Genomic DNA, 25,671 nt, shown 5'->3' with positions numbered 1-25,671 from the left:
CAATGTCATTCCAGTATACCGGGAAAATGACCGTTGCGGAACTGCCAGGCTAGCCGCTACAATGAGTAAGAAATCATGCGAATTGACATATCAAGCGGCTGTACAAGGTTTTAACGGAGCGCACTAAGGAGAGCTTAAGTTGGAATGGGACGTATTTCATGTATTTAGCTTGATCGGTACGATCGCCTTCGCGGTCAGTGGAGCGATCGTGGCGATGGAAGAAGAATATGATATTTTGGGCGTGTTCGTCTTGGGTTTGGTTACCGCTTTCGGAGGCGGTGTCGTTCGGAACCTGCTCATCGGGGTGCCCGTTACGACTTTGTGGAGCCAAGGCCTGTTTCTTAGGACTGCGGGCATAGCCATTCTGATCGTATTCGTGCTTCCGCTTAACTGGATCCATCATTGGAAAAGAAGCGAAGCCTTTTTCGATGCGATAGGACTGGCTGCGTTCGCGATTCAAGGCGCCTTATATGCCGTTAAAGCTAATTTGCCCTTAACCGCGGTTATGGTTGCGGCGATGCTGACAGGTATCGGAGGCGGGATGATTCGGGACATTATGGCCGGTCGTAAGCCTCTTGTGCTTAGAGACGAGATTTATGCGATGTGGGCGATAGCGGCGGGTTTGGTTATCGGGGTAACGAATATTCAGAAACCCTGGGAGCTATTTGCCCTTTTCTTATTCGTCGTATTGTTCAGGATGTTATCCGTCTATTATAAATGGAAACTTCCCCGCCGTTCCTTAACTGCAGCGGCTGCGCGGAAAAATGCCGGAGGTTCGCAATGAGTTATTCCGTACTGTTCGTATGCTTGGGCAACATTTGCCGTTCGCCTATGGCGGAGGCAATATTCCGCGATTTGGTTAAACGCGAAGGTCTCGAAAAAGAGATTACGGTCGATTCCGCCGGAACCGGGGATTGGCATATCGGCCACCCTCCGCACGAAGGTACGCGCGGGGTGCTGGACCGTTTCGCGATTTCCTACGATGGAATGAAAGCGAGACAGCTTGCGGCCGAAGATGGCGGCAGCTTTGACTTGATCGTTGCGATGGATACGAAGAACGAACGCGATATTAGGAAAATGCTCGGTCTTTCGGCTCGAGCGGAAATCGTCCGGTTTTTGTCTTTAATGCCTGAGAAGGGGATTACGGATGTCCCGGATCCTTACTACTCCGGTAATTTCGATGAGGTCTATGAGCTAGTTGCAGAAGGTTGCGCGAAACTGTTGGAGAAGGTCAAAGGGAGAGTTGGAGCTTGATGGATAAGCCGGATCAATCAGAAAAAATAATTTCCGCTCCGCTGCCTGTATCCTTCACACAGCTTCGTATCGTGTCTCAGGACGAGCTAACCCGTCGCATGGAGCCGATTAAAGCGCTTAAGGAAGATGTAAATGAGCTTTATAGATTGGTGAAGGATACGGAAACAGGCGAGCATTATTTGCATTACGCGGTTTTCCATCTGAATGTGGCAGGCGGCGGAGCCGAGGAGGAGTACCATCATCTGCTCCCCCTCGAGCATGATGACGTGATTGCCTTGGCGCTTGGAGCTCCTTTGTTCCAATATCCCGGGGAGTGGAATTGTGCGTATTTACGCAACGGTCCGGACGGAGGATTCGTCTGGTACGATCCGAGCGGCGTATCGGACAATGAATTGAAGTACGCCGAAACGGAAGCCTACATCCGCGAGCAATTGCTCGCTTTCCGCAAGAGCGGCGCCCATGGGGAGGAAGAAGTGAAGCGCCTGCTTGAAGAAATGGACAAACACCTTCCCCCTCGAACAGAAAAGGACTAACCATCGTATTGAAAACTCACAAAGCTATAACTGCTAAAGTAATGCTACAGCCCCTACCGAAGATCGCACCCGCATCGAAATTATCGCGTTTTACAAAGTAAATTCCATTGGAGCCGGCCCAAGGAATGCTCCAAGCGCCTCGGGCAGCTCATTTTGCCAGAAACCCCATTTGTGTTCCCCGTCTTTTTCCACGTAGTGCGATTTGGCGCCTTTATCCTTCAACAATTGAAAGGCTCTCCGGTTCAACTCCACGAAGTCGAATGTTCCGCGGTCAGTCGTAAATTCATTTTCCTGAAGTCCAATCAACATCCAAATCCTAATTTGCTCTAAAGTCGGGGCTAGCTCTATCTGCGCGAAATACGCATCGTAAAAAGCACCCGAAAGAGAGATTACGCGGTTGAATAAGTTAGGGTAAGCTATGGCAAGAGATAAGGACACGGCACCGCCCAACGAATCGCCAATCAGTATTCTCTGCTCGGGTACATTGCGAACGGGATAATGAGATTCCACCCACGGAATGAGTTCCTCGGTGAAAAAACGGGTATATATTGCGTATCGCTCCCCGTCCGGGGCGTACTCCGAGGTGCGAATTTTTTTATCGACATCAACTCCGACAATGATAAAAGGATCCCAGCCTTCTTCGATAATCAGTCTTTGGGCATGAGTAGCGATCCGACCGAAGTTAAAAAAGTCTTCTCCATCCTGGCAATAAACGACGGGATAGCTAATCCAATCTTGAAAACCCGGTGGTAAATAAACGCGAATCGTGCGGTTACCTTCAGGTAGATATTCGCTAGGAACCTCGTGCTTATGGATCGTTCTTTTAAATAAATGGCTGTCGCTCAATGGACAAACCTCCTTAGCAGGTATGGGAAATCACGGGCAAGGGAAAACCAAATGAAGGTCAAAAACAAAGGAGTGTATTATATTGTTACATAATTCTATCGATCCTGTTATATAAACATGAAATGGATAAAAGCTATATAAACAAAGGATTTTTAGAGTTTTTCTTTGACCAAATCACTTAAACAGGGATATAATAATTCTATAACAGAAAGCCCTCTTCCACAATTAAAGATGAGGTGAACCTTATGAGCAAAGTATCCACGGAAGCTCCGGTGAAGAAATCCGGCGCTCAATCGCATGAAGTCAGGTCCGAAGACGTTACCCCATTACAAGTATTGTCTCCGGAAGGTGAAGTCGTCAATCCGGAGCGCATGCCGAAGCTGTCGGATGATCAATTGAAAGAAATCATGTATCGCATGGTGTTCACGCGTACATGGGATGATCGGGCTATTAACTTGGGTCGTCAAGGACGTCTCGGTTTCTATGCGCCGGTATCCGGGCAAGAAGCGACAATGGTCGGAAGCGAGTACGCTCTGGTGAAGGAAGATTTCATTTGCCCGGGGTATCGCGATATGCCGCAGCTAGTGTGGCACGGATTGCCTCTGTACCAAGCATTCTTGTATTCTCGCGGTCACCAGCATGGCGGTCAAATTCCCGAGGGCGTTAATGTCCTTATGCCGCAAATCATAATCGGCGCGCAAATCCTGCACGCTACCGGAATCGCGATGGGCTTCAAGCTGAAGGGCGAGAAACGCGTTGCGATTACGTATACGGGGGACGGCGGTTCTTCCGAAGGCGATTTCTACGAAGGCATGAACTTCGCAGGCTCGTTTAAATTGCCGGTCATCTATTTCGTGCAAAATAACGGATATGCGATTACGACGCCATTCGCTAAGCAAACGGCTGCCCAATCCATTGCCCATAAAGCGTTAGCCGCAGGTATTCGCGGTCAGCAAATCGACGGCATGGACGTATTGGCGGTTATTTCCGCGGTCCAAGAAGCGGCTGAAATCGGCCGTAACGGCGGCGGCGCTACTTTGATCGAAGCTTTGACTTATCGGTTCCGTCCGCATTCCATGGCAGATGACACAACCAAATACCGTACGAAAGAAGAAGAGCAGGAGTGGAGCTTGAGGGATCCGCTTGTGCGCTTCGGCAAGTTTTTGGAGAAAAAAGGCCTTTGGTCCGAAGAAGATACGAACCGCGTGAAAGAAGAAGCGAAAAATGCGGTAAACGAGCAAATCAAGAAAGCGGAGCAAACGGAGAAAATGACCGTGGCCGGACTGATCGATTCGATGTTCGAAACGACTCCGCCGCATCTTGAAGAGCAAAAAGCCGATTTCCAATAAATTTTGCGAGACGACTGGCGGGCGATGTTCCATCGCTGACGCATCAGATCGCTCTTGGCGGGGAGAGTTTAGCAGAATGGCTCAAATGAATATGAAGGAAGCGATTCGCGACGCAATGCGCGTTGAGTTGAAACGCGATCCTAACGTGATTCTATTCGGCGAAGACGTCGGCAAAGTGGGCGGCGTGTTCCGCGCGACGGAAGGCTTGCAAGGAGAGTTCGGCGAGACGCGGGTTTTCGACACGCCTCTGGCGGAATCCGCTATCGGCGGCCTTGCTGTCGGACTTGGAACCCAGGGGTTCCGTCCGATTGCCGAAATCCAGTTCGTTGGTTTTATCTATGAAGCATTGGATCAAATGTTCGTTCAAGCGGCTCGGATGCGCTACCGGTCCGGCGGTCGTTACAACGCTCCGATCGTATTTCGCACCCCTTTCGGCGGCGGCGTAAAAGCGGCGGAATTGCATACGGATTCTTTGGAAGGGCTGGCCATTCAAACACCGGGAATTAAAGTCGTTATCCCTTCAAATCCTTACGATGCTAAAGGTCTTCTGATTTCGGCAATTCGCGACAATGATCCGGTGTTCTTCATGGAGCATTTGAATTTGTATCATGCATTCCGGGATGAAGTTCCGGAAGACGATTACACCGTACCGATCGGCAAAGCCAAAGTCGTTCGCGAAGGTAAAGACGTTACGATCATCACTTATGGTTTAATGGTGCATACGTCCGTGAAAGCGGCGGACGAGCTCGAGAAAAACGGCATTTCCGCCGAAGTGATCGACTTGCGTACGCTCATGCCTTTGGATATCGACACGATTGTGGCATCGATTCAGAAGACAAATCGGGCAATCGTCGTTCAGGAAGCTCAGAAAACTTCCGGTGCGGCAGCCGAAGTCATTGCCCAAATTAACGAAAAGGCAATCCTGCACTTGGAAGCGCCGGTGCTCCGCGTCGCAGGTCCAGATACGGTATATCCGTTCGCGCAAGTGGAGGATGCATGGCTTCCTTCCGTTGCACGTATCGTGAAATCCGTGAATCAGGTGCTTCAGTTCTAATTGAGGAGGTTTCCAGGTGACGAGATTTGAATATCGGTTCCCGGAGCTGGGCGAAGGACTGCATGAAGGCGAAATCGTCAAAATGCATATCGCGCCGGGCCAGACGGTAACGGACGATGATATCATTATGGAAGTACAGAACGATAAAGCGATCGTAGAAGTGCCTTGCCCGGTTAACGGCAAAGTGGTTGAAGTGCTCGCCAAAGACGGACAAGTTATGCATGTCGGCGAAGTCGTTGCGATTATTGAAGCGGAAGGCGAAGTTCCTCATCAGGAGCCTTCCGAAGACAGTCATGCTCAAGCGGCAAGCGGTGCTTCCGGCGACAGCGCAACCGGCGGAGCGGATACGAAAGGCCAACCCGCTCAACAGCCTGCAACCGAGACGGTTCCAGCGCCTGAAGCCTCTGCTCCGGCAGCTGCAACGGCACCGGAAGCGGCAAAACCTGCTTCCGGCGGATTAATTCTTGCCACGCCTAGCGTTCGTAAGTTCGCACGCGAGAAAGGCGTAACCATCGCCGAAGTATCCGGCAGCGGCAAGAACGGACGTATTACCCGTGAAGACGTGCTAGGGTTTATAGCCGGCGGTGCGCCGAAGGCAGCCGAGGCTGCTGCTGAAGCGTCTGCAAGTGCGGCAGCACCGGCAGTATCAAAGGATGCAGCTGCGCCGAAGGCGACGGTAAGCGGACCTGGAGTCGAAGAGAGAGTTCCGTTCAAAGGGATTCGCAAAGCGATTGCCAACGCTATGGTTAAATCCGTTTATACGGCACCTCATGTTACGTTGATGGATGAAGTAGACGTTACGGGTTTGGTTGCTTTGCGTACGCGGGCGAAACCGATTGCCGAGAAGAAGGGCGTCAAGCTGACTTACCTGCCGTTTATCGTTAAAGCGCTCGTTGCGGCTTGCCGTGAATTCCCGGCTTTGAATGCGATGATCGACGAGACAGCTAACGAAATCGTCTACAAGAAATACTACAATATCGGTATCGCAACGGATACGGATAACGGATTGGTCGTTCCGGTAATTTTTGATGCAGATCGTAAGAACGTGTGGTCCGTCGCGAACGAAATTCGCGATCTCGCCTCCCGTGCGCGCGACGGCAAGTTGGCGTCGAACGATATGAAAGGCAGCACGATCTCGATCACGAACATCGGTTCAGCGGGCGGCATGTTCTTCACGCCGGTCATCAACTTCCCTGAGGTTGCGATTCTGGGAACGGGCCGGATTACCGAGAAAGCCGTCGTCAAGAACGGCGAGATCGTAATTGCTCCGGTTATGGCACTTTCGCTCAGCTTCGACCACCGTATTATCGATGGCGCAACGGCTCAAAATTTCTTAAATTACATTAAACAGCTGCTCAGCGATCCTGAGTTGCTTGTGATGGAGGTGTAATCCAATGGTAGTAGGAGACGCTTCTCTAGATATCGATTTGCTAATCGTAGGTGCCGGTCCCGGCGGTTACGTTGCCGCTATTCGTGCTGCTCAATTGGGCCAGAAAGTAATTATCGCGGATAAAGCGAAGTTCGGCGGCGTCTGCTTGAACGTAGGCTGTATCCCTTCAAAAGCGTTAATTAACGCAGCGCATCACTACGAAGCCATGCAGCATGCAGCGGATTACGGATTGTCTGCAGAGAACATTGGCGTAAATTTCGGTAAAGTACAAGAATATAAAACGTCCGTCGTCAACAAAATGACAGGCGGCGTGGAAATGCTCCTTAAAGCAAACAAGGTTCAAATGTTCAACGGCGAAGTGATGTTCATCAATGAAAATGAAGCTCGTTTGTTCAACGATCAAGAAGCTCCCCGTTACCGTTTCAAGAACTGTATCATCGCGACGGGTTCCCGTCCGATCGAACTGAAGCCGTTCCCGTTCGGCGGACGTATTCTGTCCTCTACCGAAGCGCTATCGTTGCCTGAATTGCCGAAGAGCCTTATCGTCATCGGCGGCGGATACATCGGCATCGAGCTTGGCCAAATGTACGCGAAATTCGGAACGAAAGTCACCGTGCTGGAAGGCGCGGACACGATTCTTCCGGGCTTCGACAAAGACATGAGCCAGCTTGTCGTGAAGAAGCTTAAGAAATCAAACGTCGATATCGTGAATGGCGCACTTGCTAAAGGCGCTGAGCAAACCGACAAGGAAGTCACCGTGACGTATGAAGTCGGCGGAGAGTCGAAGTCGGTTACGGCGGATTATCTTCTTGTTACTGTCGGTCGCCGTCCGAATACGGATGGAGAGCTCGGTCTTGATCTAATTGGCGTTAAAGTCGGCGAGCGCGGCTTGATCGAAGTCGATGATCAATGCCGTACGAACATCAAGCATATTTTCGCTATCGGCGACATCGTTCCTGGTGCTGCGCTAGCGCATAAAGCTTCTTACGAAGCGAAGGTCGCGGCTGAAGCCATCGCCGGACTGCCATCTAAAGTAGATTATAAATGTATTCCTGCCGTCGCTTTCTCCGATCCCGAATGCGCTAGCGTCGGATATACGGAAAAAGAAGCGAAGGAAAAAGGCCACAACGTGAAGTCCAGCAAGTTCCCGTTCGGCGGGAATGGCCGCGCGGTCACGCTGAACGGTTCCGACGGTTTCCTGAAGCTTATTCATGACGTGGACAGCGGTCTAGTACTCGGCGCGCAGATTGCGGGCGTAGAAGCATCTAATATGATTGCGGAGATCGGTCTCGCGATCGAGATGGGCGCTACGATCGAGGATATCGCACTGACGATTCATGCTCATCCAACGTTGGCAGAGATCACGATGGACGCCGCTGAACTCGCGATGGGTCATCCGATCCACACAATTGCTCCAAAATCATAAGTAGAATACAAATAAACCTTTATGAGGGTCACACGACAAATCGTGGTCGGCCTTCATAAAGGTTTATTTTCACATCTAATTAGTTGGAAAGCTTCGAGAGATCCTTCATGAGATCGTTCATCGTGAACGATACGCACTGCAGCTTCTCCGAGGTAATGCGCTCGTCACCTGAGTAAAGCTCGACGAGTTCATATGCGCGATCGTGTAGAATATATTGCTCTAGCGTGTAGTTCGTCATATCAATGACCCAATATTCAGGAATTCCGTACTTGGCGTAAGCTTTCGTTTTCTGGACTTTGTCCCGTCTGAGGGAAAACTCGGAGCTGATTTCCACGACAAGATCGGGAGCCCCCTCGATTCCGCGATTGCTAATGATATGCAAACGGCTGCGGTGGACCATAATCAAGTCAGGCTGACGCACTTCGATATCGGATAATATAACGTCTAACGGCGCGAAGAATATCATATAATCATTGCTGCAATCGTCAATGATTTTCCGATTAAGCTCGGATAATAAAATCTGATGATACGGATTAGGGCCGGGACTCATTAATTCCAATTGTCCGTCGGCAATTTCATAACGGTTACCGTCATCAGGCATTTCTGCATAAATTTCGTAAGTCACCGGAGATTCTTTGATTTGTGGATCTTGAGGATCTTTTTTCTTCGAATCACTCATTTAATAACCTCCAGAATAAACGTTTTCTTTTTCCGATTATAACATGTAGACTAGAAAAAATGGACAAAGGGGATTAAAGGCATGAACGAAGAAATCAGACCGGTAAGCCGATCCCGCTCCATCATGACAGAGCTTGTATTCCCAACGGATACGAATCATCATGGCACGATGTTCGGCGGAACGCTCATGAAATACATCGACAAAATTTCCGCGATCTCGGCCATGAGGCATTCCGGGAAACCTGTTGTAACGGCCTCTACGGATAGTCTCGACTTTCTGTCCCCCATCCGCATGGGTGAGGCGGTAGAGCTTGAGGCGTTCGTCACATGGACCCGCAGAAGCTCCATGGAAGTGTACGTTGTCGTCCGAGCGGAAAATTTATTCACTGGCGAACGGAGAATAACGGTCACGGCTTTTTCCACTTTCGTGGCTGTCGATGAGCAGGGGAAACCGACCCCGGTACCGTCTGTGCTACCGGAAACCGATGCGGAGCGGAAATTGTTCGACAGCGCCCCGGAGCGCCACGAGCTCCGTATGAAACGCCGCGCCCAACGGTTCTCATCGACAGACCGTTAAGCGGAATGATACAATTAACAACAAAAATCTATCGCCCGGGGTGTTTTCCTTGCGTAATTATTTAGATTTGCTTCAAGATGTACTAGATAACGGTGTCGTGAAGGAAGATCGGACCGGCACCGGAACGTTGTCCGTGTTTGGCAGACAGCTGAGATATGATCTATCCAAGGGTTTTCCCTTGGTGACTACGAAGCGGCTGCATTTAAAATCGATCGTACACGAGCTTCTGTGGTTTCTAAGAGGCGATACGAATATTACTTATTTGAAAGAACACGGAGTGAAAATCTGGGACGAGTGGGCCGACGAGAATGGCGATCTTGGTCCCGTATACGGCTCCCAATGGCGCGCGTGGGAAACGCCTGACGGCCGGACGATCGACCAAATCCAGCAGGTAGTTAACGGCATTAAGAATAATCCTAATTCGCGCAGACACCTTGTGAGCGCCTGGAACGTCGCAGTGATCGACGAGATGAAGCTGCCGCCTTGCCATTTTGTTTTCCAATTTTACGTTGCCGAAGGGAAGTTGTCGTGCATGCTGACGATGCGTTCCGTCGATACTTTCTTGGGGTTGCCGTTTAATATCGCATCCTACGCCTTGTTGACCCAAATGATCGCACAGCAATGCGGGCTTGAGGTTGGCGAGTTTATTTGGTCGGGCGGCGATGTTCATATTTACAGCAACCATCTGGAGCAGGTTAAGCTGCAATTGAGCAGAGAGCCACTTCCGTTGCCGAAATTAATTATTCATAATAAGCCCGATTCCATATTCGATTACACGTTCGAGGACTTCGAATTCACGGGGTATGAGCACCACCCGGCCATTAAAGCTCCCGTTGCCGTATAACCAACAATGAAGTGACCGTCTTGCACGTCCGCTGATGGACAGGTAAGAGGGTCTTTTTTTATCCAAAAATAATTCAAACCGTAATTCAATTTCTTCCGTTAGCTTATATGATCCTATTACGGAAGGGGAAAGATTGCGAATGATCAAGGGAAGCCGAAGGATGTTATCGATTGGTCTGGTACTAGGATTGGCCCTGATGCCTCTGACAGCGTTTGCGGAGGGAACCCAGCCGACAACTACGGGTACAACAGCCACAGTGCAAACAACGACCTCTGCGGGCGCTATAACTGAGCTGGGAGTACTGCGGGGTGACGGTCAAGGAGTAACGGATGCGTATTTGAGTAAAACAACGACAAGGCTTCAAGCCGCCATTTTGCAATTGAGGCTCATTGGCAAAGAACAAGAAGCGCAAAGTTATACGGGGATGGAGAGTTTCGCGGATTCCGATAAGGCAGGCAAAGCAAACCGCCCTATACTTGCCTACCTCAAGAGTCATCCCGAATACGGCTGGAACGGAACGGTGACCGGTGGATTCGATCCGAACGCGCCGATCACATCCCAACAGCTTTACAAAGTCATGCTGGAGTCGCTGCGTTACCATTCCGGCAGCGATTTCGCCTACAAGGATACTTTGCAGTTCGCTGCGACTCAAGGTTTATCCCGGGCGGCTGCCGTAACGCCATTTACGAACCGCGACTTGGCTGTCGCTTTAACCGAAACGCTCCAAGCGATGCCTAAAGAAGCGACGCATACGCTGCTTCACGAGCTCGTTGAACAAAAGGCGGTTTCCGCCGATAAAGCGATGCTGCTGGAAGGTCAGCGAATCGACATCCAGAAGGCTGCGGACGGCACGACGTATTTAACGGATGGCAAAGGCATGGCACTCTACTTATTCACGAAAGACATGGCCGATTTAAGCACTTGCCAAGGCGCTTGCTTGACGAATTGGCCGGTATTTTACTCGGATCGGTTATTGCTTCCGGATAATCTGGATGACAAAGAATTCGGGGTATCCATTCGCTCGGACGGGGCGAAACAACTGACTTATGAAGGTTGGCCGCTCTATTACTTCCTCAAGGACACGAAAGCCGGCGACATAAACGGAGAAGGGGCAAACAATGTCTGGTTCCTTATTAAGCAGCCGTTCTACACGGTCGGACTTGGAACCGATGCGAAATTAGGCAATTATTTGGTCGACAGCAAGGGTGTTACTCTGTATTATTTTGACAAGGATCCGACGGGTTCGAGCGTTTGCACAGGGGATTGCTTGGTTAAGTGGCCTGCATTCTATGCGGATTCAATCGTGATCCCTAAGGGTTTGAAAGCGGAGGACTTCGGGGAAATCAAGAGAAGCGACGGCTCCGAGCAAACGACGTTTAAGGGATATCCGCTTTACTACTTTTTCCAGGATGCTAAACGCGGCGACTTGAAAGGACAATCGCTCGGAGATGTATGGTTTGTCGTTAACCCGACTACTTTCACGGGGACAACCGTTGGCAAAGCCGCTCCTCCGGTTCCGGCTCCAACGAAGGTTATAATCGAAATGAAGGACTACTCGTTCACGCCTACGGAACTTACGGTTAAAGCGGGAACGACGATTGAGTTCATCAACCGCGACGATATGAAGCATAATGCCGTAGCGGTAGACGGTTCGTTTAAGATCGATTTGCTGGACAAAGGACAGTCGGCGACGATCAAGCTGGATAAACTCGGCACCTACGAGTATTATTGCGAGCCGCACAAGAATTTCATGAAAGGAAAGATTATCGTCCAATGAGGATTCAGCTTAAGAACTGCTTATATGCGTTGATGTTAGCCATCATGATCATCGCTCTAGCCGCTTGTTCTTCTTCCACGAAGGAAGATCAGGCGACTGCGTCGAATACACCTTATAACGAAACGTCCCAAGCGCCTTCCGAATCAGTCGCGCCGTCATCAGAATCCGCGTCCGCTTCACCGGCCACTCCGTCAGCTTCCGCGTCTTCGTCTCCTTCTGAGTCCGCTTCGACGGAGCCTAGCGCGCAGCCTTCCAAGGAAGGGGGAACAAAAGAATCGGCATCGCCAAGCCCGTCGGCAGAGGAGTCGCACGAGCATGAAGCGACGCCGAAGCCGTCCGCTTCCAAGCCATCCCCTGAGCCGTCTGCTCCGAAGCCATCACCGGAACCTTCGAAGAAGCCGGAACAGGGGGAAGCGGAAGCTGCCGATAAAACGACGATCGTCGAAATCAAGGATTTCACTTTTTCGCCGGATAAGGTGACTATTCGCAAAGGCGGCACGGTTAAGTTTATTAATCGTGACAAGGTCAAGCATACGGCAACCGCGGATGGCGGGGAATTCGATACCGGTCTCATCGGGAAAGACGTCGCCGGCGAAGTGAAGTTCGACGAAACGGGAACATTTTCTTACTTTTGCTCGCCGCATCCGGGAATGACGGGAACGATCGTAGTAGAAGACAATTGAGACAAAGGAGGGCGGGTGGGAGTATTCTCCCATCCGCCTGTTTGACGACAAGGAGCAGAACCAGATGCCTAATCATTCCGATGGGGAATTAATGCGTCAACTCCGTGAAGGACGCAGAGATGCGCTTGCCGAGTTGTACGATCGCCACGTCCGCCTCGTCTATTCGTTTGCCGTCCGCGTTGCCGGCAGCGAGTCGTTGGCGCGTGAAATCGTGCAGCTTGTTTTCACCCGTCTATGGGCAACGAAAGCGGAGTACGATTCAAGCAAAGGGGCATATACAAGCTGGTTGATTACGATGACAAGGCATATTTCCATCGATGTCTTAAGGCGCGAGCGAAGACATCAAGCTATGGTTCCTATAGATGACATTAACGAATCGTATGGCAGCCTTAATTCCGACAATCCCGAATCCGTTTTTATTCGCAGTGATCAGCAATCGGTCATTGCCACGGCGTCTAGGCGGTTAAGCCAGCCTCAGCGGAGAGTCATCGAATTGCTGTATTGGAAAGGCTATACGCTGAATGAAATTGCGGAGATGGGCGGAGAACCGGTAGGCACGGTCAAAAGCCGGCTCCATCAGGCGCTCAAAACGCTGCGTCGACATCTTCAGGGCTTGAGGGAGGAAAGTTAAGGATGAACAACCGGGAAACGTCTACATGCGAAGTTTTGTTTGAATATTTATCTGGCGAAGGATCCGATATGCAGCGCAAAAGAGTTGAACGGCACTTGGCGACCTGCTCCTCTTGCAAAGAAGATGCGGCCCTGTGGGGCGAGGTGTGGGACCGGCTGGCTGACGACGTAGAACTGATAGAACCGCCAGCAGACTTAAAAGAATACGTGTTGGGGCCGCTTATGGAATCGACAAATGATAAGCAAATAAAGAAAACGTCAACACTGCGCAATCGAATTTATTTGAGATGGGCAATCGGGACTGCGATCGTACTGGCGGCGTTCTTATCCGGATGGCTGTTCAGGGATGCGCAATCCGGAATATCGGGGCAGGAAACATCCGTCCAAACGCCGGCCAACATCGAAACGCTGTTTCGTTTAAGCGCAGTGAGAGAGAGCGGTAAGTTCGATGACAGTACGCACGCTTACGGCGTCGCTTGTTTGGTACGATCCGATAACAAGGAACAGTTTGTCGTCTATGTGTTCGGCTCTCCGCAGACACGAGGCGGCGAAGCCTATCAAGTGTGGCTGCTGAAAGACGGCAAGCGGACTAGCGCAGGTACTTTTACGGTCGGAGCATCGGGGATCGGCATTATGACCCTTCCGTTGACCGAAGGAATATCCGATATCGATGCGGTCGGCGTAACGCTTGAACCCGACAGCCATTCTTCTTCGCCACGCGGACCTAAGATGTTCGGTTCCTCGCAACCGGCAACGTCCGGAGACGCTTGAATTTGGCAACAAATCCTTCACATTCGCTCGGGTAGGCAGCGGCATGCGGGTATGGTATGATGAGAAAAAAGCTGATTAATAATCGGAAAAGGAATACAACCATGACCGTTACTTTTATTGCCGCCGTTGCCTCTAATGGCATCATCGGAACCGATAACGATTTGCCTTGGCGGTTGCCCGCGGAAATGAAATATTTTACGCAGAACACGCTCGGAAAACCGGTTCTTATGGGTAGGAAGACGTTTGAATCGCTGCTCAAACCTTTGAGAGACCGAACGAATGTCATACTGTCCCGAACTTTGGAAGAAGCTCCGGAGGGTTGCGAGCTTGTTCGTACCGTTCAAGAAGCACTAGTGAAATACGGGCATGATGAATTAATGGTTATTGGCGGCGCAGAGATTTTCAACCAAATGATTGATGTTGCGGATCGCATGCTCATAACCGAGATTGGACAGGCGTTCGATGGGGACGCTTATTTTCCGCATTTCGATCTTAAGGAATGGAATCTGATCTCGCGCGTACCCGGAACGCAAGACGAGAAAAATACGGTACCCTTTACCTTTTGCGTCTACGAACGTGTTGTGTCTGAATAGTGCAAACAATTTAACTGAAAATCCATTCTGGCATAAGGATTCTTATGTTAGGATGGTCTATTATCGACTATCAAATATTGCAACGAACAGGCTTGCAAGATAGGGCACCAACGGATATAGTGAATGAGGTATAAATTAAGCGGCGCATAAGCGAAATACCGACAGATGGAGGAAAAGAAGATGTCGACACCTACGGGATTCATGGAATATAAACGGGAGCTTCCGAGCGACCGCGATCCGTTGGAGCGCATCAAGGACTGGAATGAATTCCACCGGATGTTCTCCGAAGAGCAGCTTCGCACGCAAGGCGCGCGCTGCATGGATTGCGGAACCCCCTACTGTCATACCGGGATCGAGCTTGGAGGAAGCGTCTCCGGCTGTCCCATTAATAACTTGATTCCGGAGTGGAACAGCCTTATTTACAGAGGGCTCTGGAAAGAAGCTTACGATCGTCTGATGAAAACGAATAACTTCCCCGAATTTACGGGACGTGTATGTCCGGCGCCTTGCGAAGGCTCATGTACGGTCGGTCTCATCGGCGAATCGGTAACGATCAAGACGATCGAGCAAGCGATTATCGACCGTGCTTTCGAGGAAGGCTGGGTCGTAGCCGAACCGCCGAAAACGCGCACGGGCAAGAAAGTGGCTGTTGTTGGCTCCGGTCCTGCGGGACTAGCAGCTGCGGCTCAACTTAACAAAGCCGGCCATACCGTTACGGTATACGAGAGAGCGGATCGCATTGGCGGCCTTCTGACTTACGGCATTCCTTCGATGAAGCTGGAGAAGGATATCGTACAGCGCCGCGTCGATCTTCTGGCTGCAGAAGGCGTGAAGTTCGTCGTGAATACGGAAATCGGCAAGGACATCTCCTCTCAAGAGCTGCTTGAGCAATTCGATTCCGTCGTCCTTTGCGGCGGCGCAACGAAAGCCCGTCCGATCGGCAACGTGGAAGGGCACGAGCTGAAAGGGATCTATCAGGCGATGGATTACTTGAACAGCACGATCAAGAGCTACTTGGATAACGGATTGCAAGAAGGCACTTATATTTCCGGTAATAAGAAGCATGTTATCGTTATCGGCGGCGGTGATACGGGAACGGATTGCGTAGCTACAGCGCTTCGTCATGGTTGCGAGAGCGTGACACAATTCGGTACCCATTCCAAAGCTCCTTTGGAACGCGATTCGATTAACAATCCTTGGCCGGAATTCCCGAACGTCTATACGCTCGACTATGCGCATGAGGAAGCGAAGGCATTGTATGGCGAAGATCCGCGCGCATTCTCCGTGCTCACGAAGAAATTCGTCGGCGACGAGAACGGCAACGTTAAAGAGCTGCACACGGTACAAATTCGCCGTTATGTGGACGAGCAGGGGTGCAAGATTTACGAAGAGATTCCAGGCACCGAGAAAGTATGGCCTGCAGATCTTGTTCTCGTAGCCGTTGGCTTCGAAGGGCCTGAGCGCACCATCATCGATCAACTGAGCTTGGAAACGGATCGCCGGACGAACGTGAAAGCGGCGTACGGCAAATATAAGACGAACGTCGACAAAGTATTCGCAGCGGGCGATATGAGACGCGGACAAAGCTTGATCGTCTGGGCGATCAACGAAGGTCGCGAAGCGGCTCGCGAAGTCGATAAATACTTGATGGGAAGCACGATGCTGCCTTAACGGATGAGTAACAGGATGAGAGAGGTTGTTCCGATCGACTGGGAACAGCCTCTTTTTGAAACGATTAGAAAGTATAAGTTTCTATGTCCCTATACTCATCTAATCGCTCGATACAAACGTATATCCCCGTCCTTCGGACGGCGAAGCCGTTTTACTTGAATTGCGAGAAGGGAAGGGGGAGCATTAATGATTCGTTATGGAGATGAGCTGTGGACAGAGCTCAAATTTGCAGGTTTTCATTACAAAGCGGAGAGGCGGGACGATCAGTGGGTAGACGTCATGCTAAAGGTTGAAACGTCGGACGAAACCCCGCTTCCGCTTGATTTGATCGATTTTGCGATCATGGCGATTTGCACGCACGAAGGGCATCCGATTCAGCTTGTCACTTTGGATGAAGGCTGCGATTGCGAATATCAGCTTACGGAGTGGGAGAAGGATCAAGTTAACGAGTTTATCCGAAGCGAAGAGGTTAGGGAAGCCATCATTCTCGCTGCATCGGCAATCGAATAATAAAGAAAAAGCTCGATATTGAGCGATTAGCGTCCGCATATGGGCCGTTGGACAGGCTTCCCCCAAATCTTTCCTCTATGTTAAACTATGGGGGATTGAACAGGTCATCGGGGGAGGTGTGGTTATGGAAAGAGCGGCATTGCTCTCGCCGACGGATATTAACGTCATCCGCCGTTACGTGCATACGAAATACGCTCCGCTTCCAGGAGACCGCCGAGCCGAGATCGTGGCGGATGCCATCCGCCGGACCTTGCAGCAAAGGCTGCCCAACATCCCGGCAGATTTGAAAAACCGGATGACGGATAAGCTTATATCCGATTGTTTGCTTGGCGAACAGAGAGAAGTCAAACCGGGTGACGTGCTGGATCTGTGCGCTGAATTTGATTATGACGGAGCGGATCACAGCGAACGGCTATTGGAGCCGATTCTGAGTTGGGTGAACGAACGTTCTCCAGGCAGATGGAGCCCGGAGCAGTTAAGTTCTCGACTGACGCGCAGAAATGTACAGAAGCTTGAGTGGGATCTCGAAGGCGATTTGAGTGTGGCTTCTGGCCGCCCCTTCCCATTGTTCCGGCTGAGGATACGGCACGTAGGGGCATGGATTTCTGCAGTGATCATCTGCGCAACCGTTGTGGGACTTTATATATCCCTATCTAAACCGCAGCCGCAACAGCAACTGCAACAAGAGGTTTCTTCTACAACTCCTCAGATTGCTGCGGCGCCTCGGCAAATGGATCTGGGAATGCCGCAGCAACTGCGGTATACCGACATTGATACGAAAGCTTTGAAACAATATTTGAGAAATCGAGATGCGTTGTTGGCAGAGGAGCCTTATTTCGATGCGATTGTCAATAGCGCTCGCGAATATGATATCCATCCGTTATTATTGTTCGCCATCACGGGCCAAGAGCAGGGGTTTGTTCCGAAGTCCAAAAAAAACGCGGAGGAAATTGCCAACAACCCTTTTAACGTGTTTCATAGTTGGGAAGATTACAATACGAACATTCGCGATTCCTCTCAAGTTGCGGCCAAGTTGATTGCGAAGCTTGGGAAAAGCCGCCCTGAGGGACATGAACCGTTCGTGTGGTTCAACAAGACTTACGCGGAGGACCCGGCTTGGTCTGACGGCGTCAGAAGTATCTTCCTAAAGCTGAACGATTTATCCGCAGTCTCGGTCTCGAAGGCTCGGTAATTTTCATGAAGCAAACGGCTTCGCCGTCCCAATGACGGCGAAGCCGTTTTACTTGCGCGATAAGAAAGCTAATGGTCATCTACTCATGTAGGCTTTATTAAACCGGCACCTAATTTCCGTGCCATTTCGGAGAAAACGTACCATTATACCCTTGTCTCAGAAGAGTTTCAATTCGCGGATTTCCAAATGTCATGACAAAAGTGAGTTGCCAATCAGCGGATTTCCGAATGCCATCACTTGAGTTGGTAGCTGCAATCAACGGATTTCCGGATATCACACACGAGTTTTCCGTTTCGTGAATTGGAATCGAATGGGACAGAACGGGTTATTGGCAGCTAAAAAAGCGGGCATCCCAAGCATCAAGCGTTCCATAGGCTGAGATATTGTCCTTTCCACTTCGCTTTGCTTCCCCAGACCACCCAGGGAACAGTGAGAACCGGTTTACTGCGGGCAAAAATTCAACGTTTCGGGTTTGTTTTCAGAAGCCTGAACAAGGGTTTTCCTCCTGTTCGAAAGGGATATTGGTACCTATCGCGAAAAGGAGGTAAGGTAGGTTGTGGTGGTCCTATTTTCCTTCTGATGGCCGCAGGCAAAGCCTCCGGCCTTTTTGCTTTTGGGATTGTTATATTTGTGATTTTCGTTTAGAATAGCTTTGATCATATAATGATCACAATTATGCGCATACGTTGATTGAATAATCAAAAACTTAAGGAGGTTTTGATCTTGAATAATCCGAGAGAAAAGGAAATTATTAATCATCTCAATAAAAGCTCTCCCTTGTCGGTTGAACAGCTTGCTGTCTTGTTGGCCGTATCCGAAGTTACGGTGCGCCGGGACTTGGTGGAATTGGAGCAAAAGGGACTCATCGTTCGTAAGCGGGGTGGAGCTTCGCTTCCAGGACTAGGAATCGAACCGATGTACAACCAAAGGATGAAGCAGAACTCCGATTTGAAGCAGACGATCGCGGCTTACGCGGCGGATCAAGTTAGCGAAGGGGATGTCATTGCATTAGATGTCGGTACAACGGTTGCCGAATTCGCGAAAGAACTGCTAAAGAAGAAAAACCTTACGGTCTTTACTTTCTCGATTCAAGTAGCTGCTTTGTTAGCGCAAAGCAATCACAACGTTTATTTACTTGGGGGCAATTTAAGAAAAACGGAAATGTCCATGGTCGGCTCTATTACGCGCGATACGATTATGAAGTTTCATTTCGACCGCTACTATTTGGGATTGGCAGGAGTATCCAAGGAGAACGGTCCGACCGACTTTAATCTCGAGGAAGTGGAGATCAAGAGAGCTATAATCGAGCGCTCGAAGCAGGTCGTGGCGCTTGTCGACAAGACGAAGTTCGGCGTCACATCGTTAGTTAAAGTGTGTGAATTCGAAGAGATCGATGAAATGATTACCAATAACGATTCCGATCCCTCCTTTTTCGAGGAGTATCCATATAACGGTAAGTGGGTTTTTGTATAATAGGAATACGAAATAATGAGAACAATTGAATAGTAGCTGGAGAGAGGCGGGGGAAACCCGTCTTTTTTTCGTTAGATCTCACAATTAAATTCGCGAATGATCGTTAAATGATCGTAACTTGATTATTCAACGATCATAACAATAAATATATTGACCAAAACGAACATGAATGATATATTTTAATCAGAAATCAATAAAGTGTTACAAAAAGTGACATGATATGTGATTGATTAGAAATAGCGATAATAACTTGATTTTAACAATTGAGGTGAACGATTTGAATCGTTACGCTCTGGGAATCGATATCGGAACAACGTCCGTAAAGGCGATTCTGATCTCTGACCGCCAGGAAATCGTGTATGAAACGAGCGCTGCGCACGATTTGATTTCGGAACACATCGGGTGGGCGGAAGAACGGACGGAGGATTGGTGGAACAACACGATTACCGTTATCCGACGGATCGTAGAAGAAGTACCTGACGCAGCTAGTCGAATTGATGTCATTGGAGTTAGCGGCATGGTTCCGGCCATCGTATTGTTAGACAAGAACGGACGGCCGGTGCGTAATTCCATTCAGCAAAACGATGCGCGTTCCGTCAAAGAAATAGAATGGTTGAAACAAAGAATCGATCAACAGCAATTGTTCCAAGCGACCGGAGGATATACGAACCAGCAGCATGTATTGCCGAGGTTATTGTGGCTCAAAGCCAATGAACCTGAGACGTGGAATAAGAGCGTTACGATTATGGGCTCTTATGACTATATCACTTACAAATTGACGGACACCCCTTCGATCGAAGTGAACTGGGCGGTTGAAAGCGGACTCTATGATATTTATAGCCAAGCTTGGTTAACCGAACAAATGAAAAGCTACGGAATCAATCCGTCCATGTTTCCTAAGGTACGTCTATCGGGGGATATCGTGGGAACTCTAACAAAGGAAGCGGCAACATTGACCGGGTTGGCAAAGGATATCCCCATCGTTGCTGGTAGCGCGGATCATGTGGCTTCCACGCTGGCTGCAGGAATCGTCGATGAAGGTGATTTGTTGATCAAATTCGGCGGCGCGGGAGATATTCTCTATTGTACCAACGAGGTTAGAACGACTCCGGAATTGTTTTACGATCGGCATGTGGTTCCCGATAAACATTTGATGAACGGCTGCATGTCGTCAAGCGGTTCATTGGTGAAATGGTATATCAAGGACATTCTGAACGAGCAGTCGGACGATATTTTCAAGGAGCTTGACGCTGCTGCGGAAAAAACAAGGCCGGGCTCGGACGGGCTTATCATTCTACCGTATTTTCTAGGTGAAAAGACGCCCTTATTCGATCCCGAAGCTCGAGGGGTGCTGTTTGGTCTCACGCTGTCTCATGGCCGCGGGCATATTTTCAGGGCGATATTGGAAGCCGTCATTTATGGATTCAGGCATCACGTCGAAGTGCTTGCGCAGCAGGGCTATCATCCCAAAAGGATTTTTGCCACCAACGGCGGAGCCAAAAGTAAATTTTGGTGCCAGATCGCTGCGGATGTCCTGAAATCCGAAATCAGGTCGTTCCCTTCTCATCCGGGTTCAGCATTGGGAGTTGCCTTCTTGGCGGGAATCTCAACGGGTTTATTCTCGGATTGGTCGCAAATTCACGGTTTTCTGAATCAATACAGAGATTTCAAGCCAATCCCGTCCCATATGGACGTTTACGATAAAACCTATCAGATATACCGTGATTTGTATCGGCAGTTGCTGCCGTCATTTCACGATGTTAATCAAATTTACTAGGGGAGAGAATCCAACATGCAGATTTTCAAGAACAACACCATCGCCTTGGTAACGGGAGCAGGAGCAGGAATCGGCAAAAGTATCGCATTGAAGCTGGCGTCATTCGGAGCGACGGTCGTCGTCTCGGATGTTCGATTAGAGGCGGCGGAGGACACGGTAAGAGAATTACCCGTCAATGGAAAGCCACATCGTGCCATAGCTTTGGATGTGACCAATCGGCAGAATGTCGAGCAGGTCTTTAAAGAGATTGTCTCAACCTATGGCACTCTTGATATTTTGATCAATAATGCCGGGGTTTCCACGATGAATACGATTGAAAACTTGACGGAGAAGGAATGGGATTTCAACTTCGATGTCAATCTTAAAGGAGTATTTTTCTGCACACAGGCAGCGATCCCTTACATGAAAAATCAGGGCTCCGGGAAAATCGTCAATACGGCTTCGATGGCAGGTAAAAGAGGAGTTCCGCTCCTTGCCCACTATGCGGCTTCGAAGTGGGGAGTTATCGGCTTCACCAAAAGCGCGGCAATGGAATTGGCTCCGCATGGAATTACGGTTAACTGCGTGTGTCCGGGTTACGTTAAGACAAGCATGCAAGAAAGAGAGCTGGAATGGGAAGCTGAACTGCGTCAGATGACGCAACAGGAAGTAAAAGACGAGTATATTCGCAATACGCCGCTCGGAAGGCTTTGTACGGCTGACGACGTGGCGAAGGCTGTCGGATTTCTAGTTTCTCCGGAAGCGGACTTCATAACTGGAGAAGCTTTGGATGTAACCGGCGGAGCGGATTTGGTGTGACGATTGTGCGGGTGGGTACGAAGCGGTATGAAGTGGAAGCCGTTGTTTTTGATAAGGACGGGTTGCTTTTCGATTCGCAGCATTTCTGGAAATGTTTGGCCAAGGTGCGCTTGGACCGTCTGATGCTGCATGAGAACTTCCCAGGGGAACAATGGTGCGAGGTGTTTGGTGTCCAATGTCAACAGGAACAGCCTATTTGGATTGACCCCAACGGCATATTCGCATTGGCTTCTCCTCAGGAAGAGATCGTCGTGACGGCTTCCATGATTAGAACCGCGACAGCAGCCGATTGGGGACAATGCAGACAATGGGCGGTCGAAGCGTTTCGGGATTCCGATCATGCTTTCGAACTGTCGGAAGCTCTTCTGCCCAAGCCTGGTTTTCCTGCAATATTTCAAAAGCTGGCGGATGCCGGCATTCCTTACGGAATTGCGACTTCGGACGATGAGGAGAGAACTCGCGCTTCAATCAAGAAGTTTGCCGATATCGACTCTTTGAAATTTATCATCACGCCTGCCGATGTGAAGCGGGGCAAGCCGAATCCGGATATGCTTTGGCTGGCTTCCGAGTGTTGTCAGACCCCGTTGGAGAAAATGTTGATGATCGGCGATTCTTTTGTCGACGTTCTCATGGCAAAGCAGGCGGGGTGTATTGGAATCGGGATACCGGACGACGAGGATATGAGCAAGAAGATGGAGCCTTATGCGAGCTGTATCCTATCTTCATTAGAGGAAATCGAAGTTTTGCGGGGGAGGTGAACCGATTAGAATGAGCGCAAAACTGCAAAACAAACTGCTGGATGGCTTTACGTATGCTGCATTGGTTGTATGCGCTTTAATCTTTTTGCTACCCATTCTATGGATCATCCGCACGTCATTTACGACTAAAGTAGTTGCTTATCAGATTCCTCCGCAATGGTTTGTGCGGCCAACGATGGACAACTACAAAGCTATATTTTCCGACAATCCGTTTGGCCGTTATTTTCTGAATAGCTTTGGCATATCGCTCATTTCGACGCTTATCGCGGTGTTCATCGGAGCTATGGCGGCTTTCTGGATTGCACGTCGAACGGCAGGCGGCAACTTTCTCAGAATCGCGATTCTAGGTACCCAAATGCTTCCGCCGATCGTCATGGTTATCCCGATCTTCATGGTCATCAAGAAACTGGGACTGATGGATTCGTGGTTTTCATTGATCGTAACGTATTTGTCCTTCAGCCTTCCGTATATGATCTGGCTGCTGATCGGTTTTTTCGAGACGATACCTAAAGATCTGGATGAAGCTTGCGAGATGGATGGATGCACGAAAATGCAAGCCTTTACAAGGGTTGTGCTGCCGTTGGCGGCGCCCGGTATTATGGCTGCAGGAATTTTGAGCTTTTTGATGGCGTGGAACGAATTTCTTTTTGCGCTTGTTTTAACGGGAACCGGATCGCGTACTTTGCCAGTGGCCATCGCCAACATGGAAACACAACAAGGAGTCATGATTGCCCAGCTTTGCGCAGCAACCGTTATTATCATTCTTCCGGTTATTGTACTTTCATTGTTTATTCAAAAGTATTTGGTGAATGGAATGACTATGGGCTCGGTCAAATGAGAGGGGACTTCCAGATGAAAAAGTGGTTGTGCAGTGTAGTGGCGATTGTTATGACAGTGACATTGTTGTCCGCTTGCGGTTCCGGAAACAAGGAAGAGGCAGGCGGGTCCGCTTCATCCGGTTCAGGTAAGAAACAGTTGAACATCCTCATGGAATCCGTCCCGGATACGGATATCGTTAAGAAAGAGATTGCTAAATTTACGAAAGAAACCGGTATCGCGGTAAATATCGAAGCCGTTAATTATTCCGCTATGCATGAGAAACTCGTTCCTCAGTTGGTAAACTCATCAAGCAGCTACGATCTGATTGTTGTGGATAATTACTGGGTTGGAGAATTCACGAGCGCCGGATGGCTGGAACCGCTCGATACCTTTATCCAAAGAGACAAGTTCGATACGAGCGTCTATTTGAAATCGATGTTCGATATGGTAGGTCAAGTCGACGGCACTACGTACATGCTGCCCTTCTATAATTATGCGATGTCTCTGATTTACCGCAAAGACGTATTTGAAGATGCCGATCTGAAAAGCAAGTACCAGGCGGAATTCGGAAGGGAAATGAAGATTCCGGACACCTTGGAGGAATACGTAAACATCAGTAAATTCATCACGAAGCAAAAAGGCGATAAGATGTATGGTTCCGTCATGATGGGACTGCGCCCCGATCCGATTTCCGTCGAATGGCTCAATTATTTGTATAGCTCGGGCGGAGATATCTACGGAAAAGACGGAAAACCCGTCATCAACAACGAGAGCGGTATCAAAGCATTGGATTTATACATCGACAATATGAACAATGCCGCGCCTAAAGGCTCTGCCGGATTCGGGTTCGATGAAGCGTTTAACGTGTTCGCGCAAGGTAACGCGGCGTCCTTCATTACGTACAACTGGATGCTTGCCAAATTGAATAATGAGAGCGAATCGAAAGTAGCCGGCAAAGTCGATATTGCCAGCGTACCCGGAGGGACTTCCCTTAACGGCGGCTGGGGCTGGGCGATTCCGAAGAACGCCGAGGACAAAGAGGCTTCATGGAAATTCTTGAAATGGATCGAATCATTCGACATTGCCAAAGACCGCGCGCTGCAGGGAGGTTCTCCAACCCGCAAGGACGTCTTCGCGGATGACGATGTGCTTGGTCAGTATCAATATTATGTGAAAGTTCAAAAAGTCATCGATGAATCCCGTATGATCCCGATTATTTCTGAAGCGCCGCAGTTGATAGAAATACTGGGACGCGAGCTTTCAGAAGCTGTATCCGGCGGCAAAACCTCGAAGGACGCGCTGGATACCGTCGCTAAAGAAGTACAAGATTTGAAATAACGGAAAATAATCCATTCGGAACGTCTTAGGGGAAGGAGGATTGGTCGATGCTGTCCCAAAAAAGAAAGCAGTTCTTGATTTTCTTTGTCCCATCCGTGCTGCTGCTGCTTCTTACCGTTGTATATCCTTTGCTGTATTCGCTGGTCATGAGCTTCACCTCGTCTTCCCTTAAGATTAAGGGCATGGGGAGCTTTATCGGGTTCGACAATTATATCAGAGTGTTCAAAGACGCCTATTTCTTGAAATCGGCGTGGACAACGGTCATATTCACGGTAATTGTCGTCACTCTGGAGTTTCTGTTCGGACTTATCGTCGCTATTTTGTTAAATCGGATAACTTACGGAAAGAAAGTATTTTTCACCATAATTATCGTCCCGATGCTGATTACCCCGGTTGCCGTTGGATTGATTTGGCGACTGCTGCTGCATCCGGACTTGGGGATTATCAACTACATGCTGAGTCTTGTCGGAATTGAAGGGCAGGCTTGGTTGGGCGATGCAAAATGGGCGATGATAACGGTTGTTTTGGTGGATATTTGGCATCAAGTTCCATTCATGATTTTGCTGCTATTAGCGGGACTAGTATCCTTGCCCGTTGAGCCTTATGAAGCCGCCGAAATCGATGGGGCCAATCGCTTGCAAACCTTCTGGAACGTTACTTTGCCACTGATGAAGGCAACGATTGTAGTGGCTGTGTTGTTCAGGGTCATTACCGCATTCAAAACTTACGATCTCATCTATGTGTTGACCAAAGGTGGACCGGGCACAACGACTGAGGTCATCAGCTATCACATCTACAAACAAGCTTACACTTTCTTGGATACAGGTTATGCATCCGCCTTATCCTACGTCTTGCTGCTGGTCGTGCTTATGTTGAGCGCCGTATTCGTAAAAGTCAGCAGAGGAAAAGCTTAATCTCATTAATTAAATC

At 49.5% G+C, this 25,671-nt stretch carries 26 protein-coding genes; 24 read left to right on the top strand and 2 right to left on the bottom strand.

The genetic code is table 11. The features are described 5' to 3' along the window. The first annotated feature begins 139 nt into the window (after window positions 1-139). The 3 genes from K7P76_RS04025 to K7P76_RS04015 are packed head-to-tail and all read left to right on the top strand — an operon-like array spanning window position 140 to window position 1,787. Window positions 140-784, top strand: coding sequence for a trimeric intracellular cation channel family protein (locus K7P76_RS04025; protein ID WP_232183515.1), 645 nt, complete (start codon window positions 140-142; stop codon window positions 782-784). Continuing rightward, the gene (locus tag K7P76_RS04020; RefSeq protein WP_232183514.1) at window positions 781-1,254 is read left to right on the top strand and encodes a low molecular weight protein-tyrosine-phosphatase; all 474 of its coding nucleotides are present in this window, start codon (window positions 781-783) and stop codon (window positions 1,252-1,254) included. The genes K7P76_RS04025 and K7P76_RS04020 overlap by 4 nt, the downstream gene beginning before the upstream one ends. Then, on the top strand, window positions 1,251-1,787 hold the full coding sequence (locus K7P76_RS04015; protein WP_232183513.1) for a hypothetical protein: 537 nt from the start codon (window positions 1,251-1,253) through the stop codon (window positions 1,785-1,787). The genes K7P76_RS04020 and K7P76_RS04015 overlap by 4 nt, the downstream gene beginning before the upstream one ends. Window positions 1,788-1,877: 90 nt before the next feature. Here the strand turns inward: K7P76_RS04015 and K7P76_RS04010 are convergent, their stop codons facing one another. After that, complete coding sequence (locus tag K7P76_RS04010; protein WP_232183512.1) at window positions 1,878-2,633, bottom strand: alpha/beta hydrolase; 756 nt, start codon at window positions 2,631-2,633, stop codon at window positions 1,878-1,880. Window positions 2,634-2,878: 245 nt separating this feature from the next. On the opposite strand from K7P76_RS04010, the gene pdhA reads away from it, so the two are divergent. The 4 genes from pdhA (at window position 2,879) to lpdA (ending at window position 7,852) form a co-directional block, all read left to right on the top strand. Next, complete coding sequence (gene pdhA, locus K7P76_RS04005) at window positions 2,879-3,982, top strand: pyruvate dehydrogenase (acetyl-transferring) E1 component subunit alpha (protein WP_232183511.1); 1,104 nt, start codon at window positions 2,879-2,881, stop codon at window positions 3,980-3,982. A gap of 76 nt (window positions 3,983-4,058) precedes the next feature. After that, window positions 4,059-5,036: an alpha-ketoacid dehydrogenase subunit beta gene (locus K7P76_RS04000; protein ID WP_232183510.1), complete on the top strand. Its 978-nt coding sequence runs from the start codon at window positions 4,059-4,061 to the stop codon at window positions 5,034-5,036. 16 nt (window positions 5,037-5,052) lie between these two features. Beyond that, on the top strand, window positions 5,053-6,426 hold the full coding sequence (locus K7P76_RS03995; protein WP_232183509.1) for a dihydrolipoamide acetyltransferase family protein: 1,374 nt from the start codon (window positions 5,053-5,055) through the stop codon (window positions 6,424-6,426). Window positions 6,427-6,430: 4 nt separating this feature from the next. Continuing rightward, complete coding sequence (gene lpdA, locus K7P76_RS03990) at window positions 6,431-7,852, top strand: dihydrolipoyl dehydrogenase (RefSeq protein WP_232183508.1); 1,422 nt, start codon at window positions 6,431-6,433, stop codon at window positions 7,850-7,852. Window positions 7,853-7,931: 79 nt separating this feature from the next. Here lpdA and K7P76_RS03985 read toward each other — a convergent pair whose 3' ends face one another. Next, window positions 7,932-8,531 (bottom strand): Uma2 family endonuclease, encoded by a 600-nt coding sequence (locus K7P76_RS03985; RefSeq protein ID WP_232183507.1) that lies wholly within the window; start codon window positions 8,529-8,531, stop codon window positions 7,932-7,934. An 81-nt stretch (window positions 8,532-8,612) separates the two neighbouring features. Between K7P76_RS03985 and K7P76_RS03980 the strand changes: the two genes are divergently transcribed. From K7P76_RS03980 to K7P76_RS03900, 17 genes are all read left to right on the top strand, one after another. Next, window positions 8,613-9,107, top strand: a complete 495-nt coding sequence (locus K7P76_RS03980) for an acyl-CoA thioesterase (protein ID WP_232183506.1) — start codon at window positions 8,613-8,615, stop codon at window positions 9,105-9,107. Window positions 9,108-9,156: 49 nt separating this feature from the next. Continuing rightward, entirely contained in the window at window positions 9,157-9,951 is a 795-nt protein-coding gene (gene thyA, locus K7P76_RS03975; protein WP_232183505.1) for a thymidylate synthase, read from the top strand. A 139-nt stretch (window positions 9,952-10,090) separates the two neighbouring features. Beyond that, a complete protein-coding gene (locus tag K7P76_RS03970; RefSeq protein WP_232183504.1) occupies window positions 10,091-11,728 on the top strand; it encodes a plastocyanin/azurin family copper-binding protein in 1,638 nt (545 codons plus the stop codon). Further along, on the top strand, window positions 11,725-12,411 hold the full coding sequence (locus K7P76_RS03965) for a cupredoxin domain-containing protein (protein WP_232183503.1): 687 nt from the start codon (window positions 11,725-11,727) through the stop codon (window positions 12,409-12,411). The genes K7P76_RS03970 and K7P76_RS03965 overlap by 4 nt, the downstream gene beginning before the upstream one ends. 64 nt (window positions 12,412-12,475) lie before the next feature. Next, window positions 12,476-13,042 (top strand): RNA polymerase sigma factor, encoded by a 567-nt coding sequence (locus K7P76_RS03960; RefSeq protein WP_232183502.1) that lies wholly within the window; start codon window positions 12,476-12,478, stop codon window positions 13,040-13,042. Between the two features lie 2 nt (window positions 13,043-13,044). Continuing rightward, window positions 13,045-13,812, top strand: a complete 768-nt coding sequence (locus tag K7P76_RS03955; RefSeq protein ID WP_232183501.1) for an anti-sigma factor — start codon at window positions 13,045-13,047, stop codon at window positions 13,810-13,812. A gap of 101 nt (window positions 13,813-13,913) precedes the next feature. Beyond that, on the top strand, window positions 13,914-14,405 hold the full coding sequence (locus K7P76_RS03950) for a dihydrofolate reductase (protein WP_232183500.1): 492 nt from the start codon (window positions 13,914-13,916) through the stop codon (window positions 14,403-14,405). A gap of 180 nt (window positions 14,406-14,585) precedes the next feature. Beyond that, window positions 14,586-16,076, top strand: a complete 1,491-nt coding sequence (locus K7P76_RS03945; protein WP_232183499.1) for a glutamate synthase subunit beta — start codon at window positions 14,586-14,588, stop codon at window positions 16,074-16,076. Between the two features lie 186 nt (window positions 16,077-16,262). Next, entirely contained in the window at window positions 16,263-16,586 is a 324-nt protein-coding gene (locus K7P76_RS03940; protein WP_232183498.1) for a hypothetical protein, read from the top strand. Between the two features lie 124 nt (window positions 16,587-16,710). Next, window positions 16,711-17,778, top strand: coding sequence for a hypothetical protein (locus tag K7P76_RS03935; RefSeq protein ID WP_232183497.1), 1,068 nt, complete (start codon window positions 16,711-16,713; stop codon window positions 17,776-17,778). A gap of 723 nt (window positions 17,779-18,501) precedes the next feature. Beyond that, window positions 18,502-19,251 carry a DeoR/GlpR family DNA-binding transcription regulator gene (locus K7P76_RS03930; RefSeq protein ID WP_232183496.1) on the top strand — a complete coding sequence of 250 codons (750 nt, stop codon included), beginning with the start codon at window positions 18,502-18,504 and terminating at the stop codon, window positions 19,249-19,251. Window positions 19,252-19,528: 277 nt separating this feature from the next. Continuing rightward, a complete protein-coding gene (locus K7P76_RS03925; protein WP_232183495.1) occupies window positions 19,529-21,028 on the top strand; it encodes an FGGY-family carbohydrate kinase in 1,500 nt (499 codons plus the stop codon). A 15-nt stretch (window positions 21,029-21,043) separates the two neighbouring features. Then, the gene (locus K7P76_RS03920; protein ID WP_232183494.1) at window positions 21,044-21,826 is read left to right on the top strand and encodes an SDR family NAD(P)-dependent oxidoreductase; all 783 of its coding nucleotides are present in this window, start codon (window positions 21,044-21,046) and stop codon (window positions 21,824-21,826) included. Further along, window positions 21,823-22,584 carry an HAD family hydrolase gene (locus tag K7P76_RS03915; protein ID WP_232183493.1) on the top strand — a complete coding sequence of 254 codons (762 nt, stop codon included), beginning with the start codon at window positions 21,823-21,825 and terminating at the stop codon, window positions 22,582-22,584. The genes K7P76_RS03920 and K7P76_RS03915 overlap by 4 nt, the downstream gene beginning before the upstream one ends. A 10-nt stretch (window positions 22,585-22,594) precedes the next feature. Further along, window positions 22,595-23,422, top strand: a complete 828-nt coding sequence (locus K7P76_RS03910) for a carbohydrate ABC transporter permease (protein WP_232183492.1) — start codon at window positions 22,595-22,597, stop codon at window positions 23,420-23,422. 14 nt (window positions 23,423-23,436) lie between these two features. Beyond that, the gene (locus K7P76_RS03905; protein ID WP_232183491.1) at window positions 23,437-24,741 is read left to right on the top strand and encodes an extracellular solute-binding protein; all 1,305 of its coding nucleotides are present in this window, start codon (window positions 23,437-23,439) and stop codon (window positions 24,739-24,741) included. Window positions 24,742-24,788: 47 nt separating this feature from the next. Continuing rightward, the gene (locus K7P76_RS03900; protein WP_232183490.1) at window positions 24,789-25,655 is read left to right on the top strand and encodes a carbohydrate ABC transporter permease; all 867 of its coding nucleotides are present in this window, start codon (window positions 24,789-24,791) and stop codon (window positions 25,653-25,655) included. Window positions 25,656-25,671: the final 16 nt, after the last annotated feature.

The organism is Cohnella silvisoli (assembly GCF_021190915.1).
Taxonomy (GTDB): Bacteria; Bacillota; Bacilli; order Paenibacillales; family Paenibacillaceae; genus Cohnella; species Cohnella silvisoli.
The sequence above is the reverse complement of the archived record's forward strand: the minus strand, read 5'-3'. Positions and strand labels throughout refer to the sequence as shown.

What these genes read in the sequence shown, in the direction of transcription:
- K7P76_RS04020 (WP_232183514.1), top strand. Translation starts at nt 781, where the DNA reads ATGAGTTATTCCGTACTGTTCGTATGCTTGGGCAACATTTGCCGTTCG.
- pdhA (WP_232183511.1), top strand. Translation starts at nt 2,879, where the DNA reads ATGAGCAAAGTATCCACGGAAGCTCCGGTGAAGAAATCCGGCGCTCAA.
- K7P76_RS04000 (WP_232183510.1), top strand. Translation starts at nt 4,059, where the DNA reads ATGGCTCAAATGAATATGAAGGAAGCGATTCGCGACGCAATGCGCGTT.
- lpdA (WP_232183508.1), top strand. Translation starts at nt 6,431, where the DNA reads ATGGTAGTAGGAGACGCTTCTCTAGATATCGATTTGCTAATCGTAGGT.
- K7P76_RS03985 (WP_232183507.1), bottom strand. Translation starts at nt 8,531, where the DNA reads ATGAGTGATTCGAAGAAAAAAGATCCTCAAGATCCACAAATCAAAGAA.
- K7P76_RS03980 (WP_232183506.1), top strand. Translation starts at nt 8,613, where the DNA reads ATGAACGAAGAAATCAGACCGGTAAGCCGATCCCGCTCCATCATGACA.
- K7P76_RS03970 (WP_232183504.1), top strand. Translation starts at nt 10,091, where the DNA reads ATGATCAAGGGAAGCCGAAGGATGTTATCGATTGGTCTGGTACTAGGA.
- K7P76_RS03965 (WP_232183503.1), top strand. Translation starts at nt 11,725, where the DNA reads ATGAGGATTCAGCTTAAGAACTGCTTATATGCGTTGATGTTAGCCATC.
- K7P76_RS03960 (WP_232183502.1), top strand. Translation starts at nt 12,476, where the DNA reads ATGCCTAATCATTCCGATGGGGAATTAATGCGTCAACTCCGTGAAGGA.
- K7P76_RS03955 (WP_232183501.1), top strand. Translation starts at nt 13,045, where the DNA reads ATGAACAACCGGGAAACGTCTACATGCGAAGTTTTGTTTGAATATTTA.
- K7P76_RS03950 (WP_232183500.1), top strand. Translation starts at nt 13,914, where the DNA reads ATGACCGTTACTTTTATTGCCGCCGTTGCCTCTAATGGCATCATCGGA.
- K7P76_RS03945 (WP_232183499.1), top strand. Translation starts at nt 14,586, where the DNA reads ATGTCGACACCTACGGGATTCATGGAATATAAACGGGAGCTTCCGAGC.
- K7P76_RS03940 (WP_232183498.1), top strand. Translation starts at nt 16,263, where the DNA reads ATGATTCGTTATGGAGATGAGCTGTGGACAGAGCTCAAATTTGCAGGT.
- K7P76_RS03935 (WP_232183497.1), top strand. Translation starts at nt 16,711, where the DNA reads ATGGAAAGAGCGGCATTGCTCTCGCCGACGGATATTAACGTCATCCGC.
- K7P76_RS03920 (WP_232183494.1), top strand. Translation starts at nt 21,044, where the DNA reads ATGCAGATTTTCAAGAACAACACCATCGCCTTGGTAACGGGAGCAGGA.
- K7P76_RS03910 (WP_232183492.1), top strand. Translation starts at nt 22,595, where the DNA reads ATGAGCGCAAAACTGCAAAACAAACTGCTGGATGGCTTTACGTATGCT.
- K7P76_RS03905 (WP_232183491.1), top strand. Translation starts at nt 23,437, where the DNA reads ATGAAAAAGTGGTTGTGCAGTGTAGTGGCGATTGTTATGACAGTGACA.
- K7P76_RS03900 (WP_232183490.1), top strand. Translation starts at nt 24,789, where the DNA reads ATGCTGTCCCAAAAAAGAAAGCAGTTCTTGATTTTCTTTGTCCCATCC.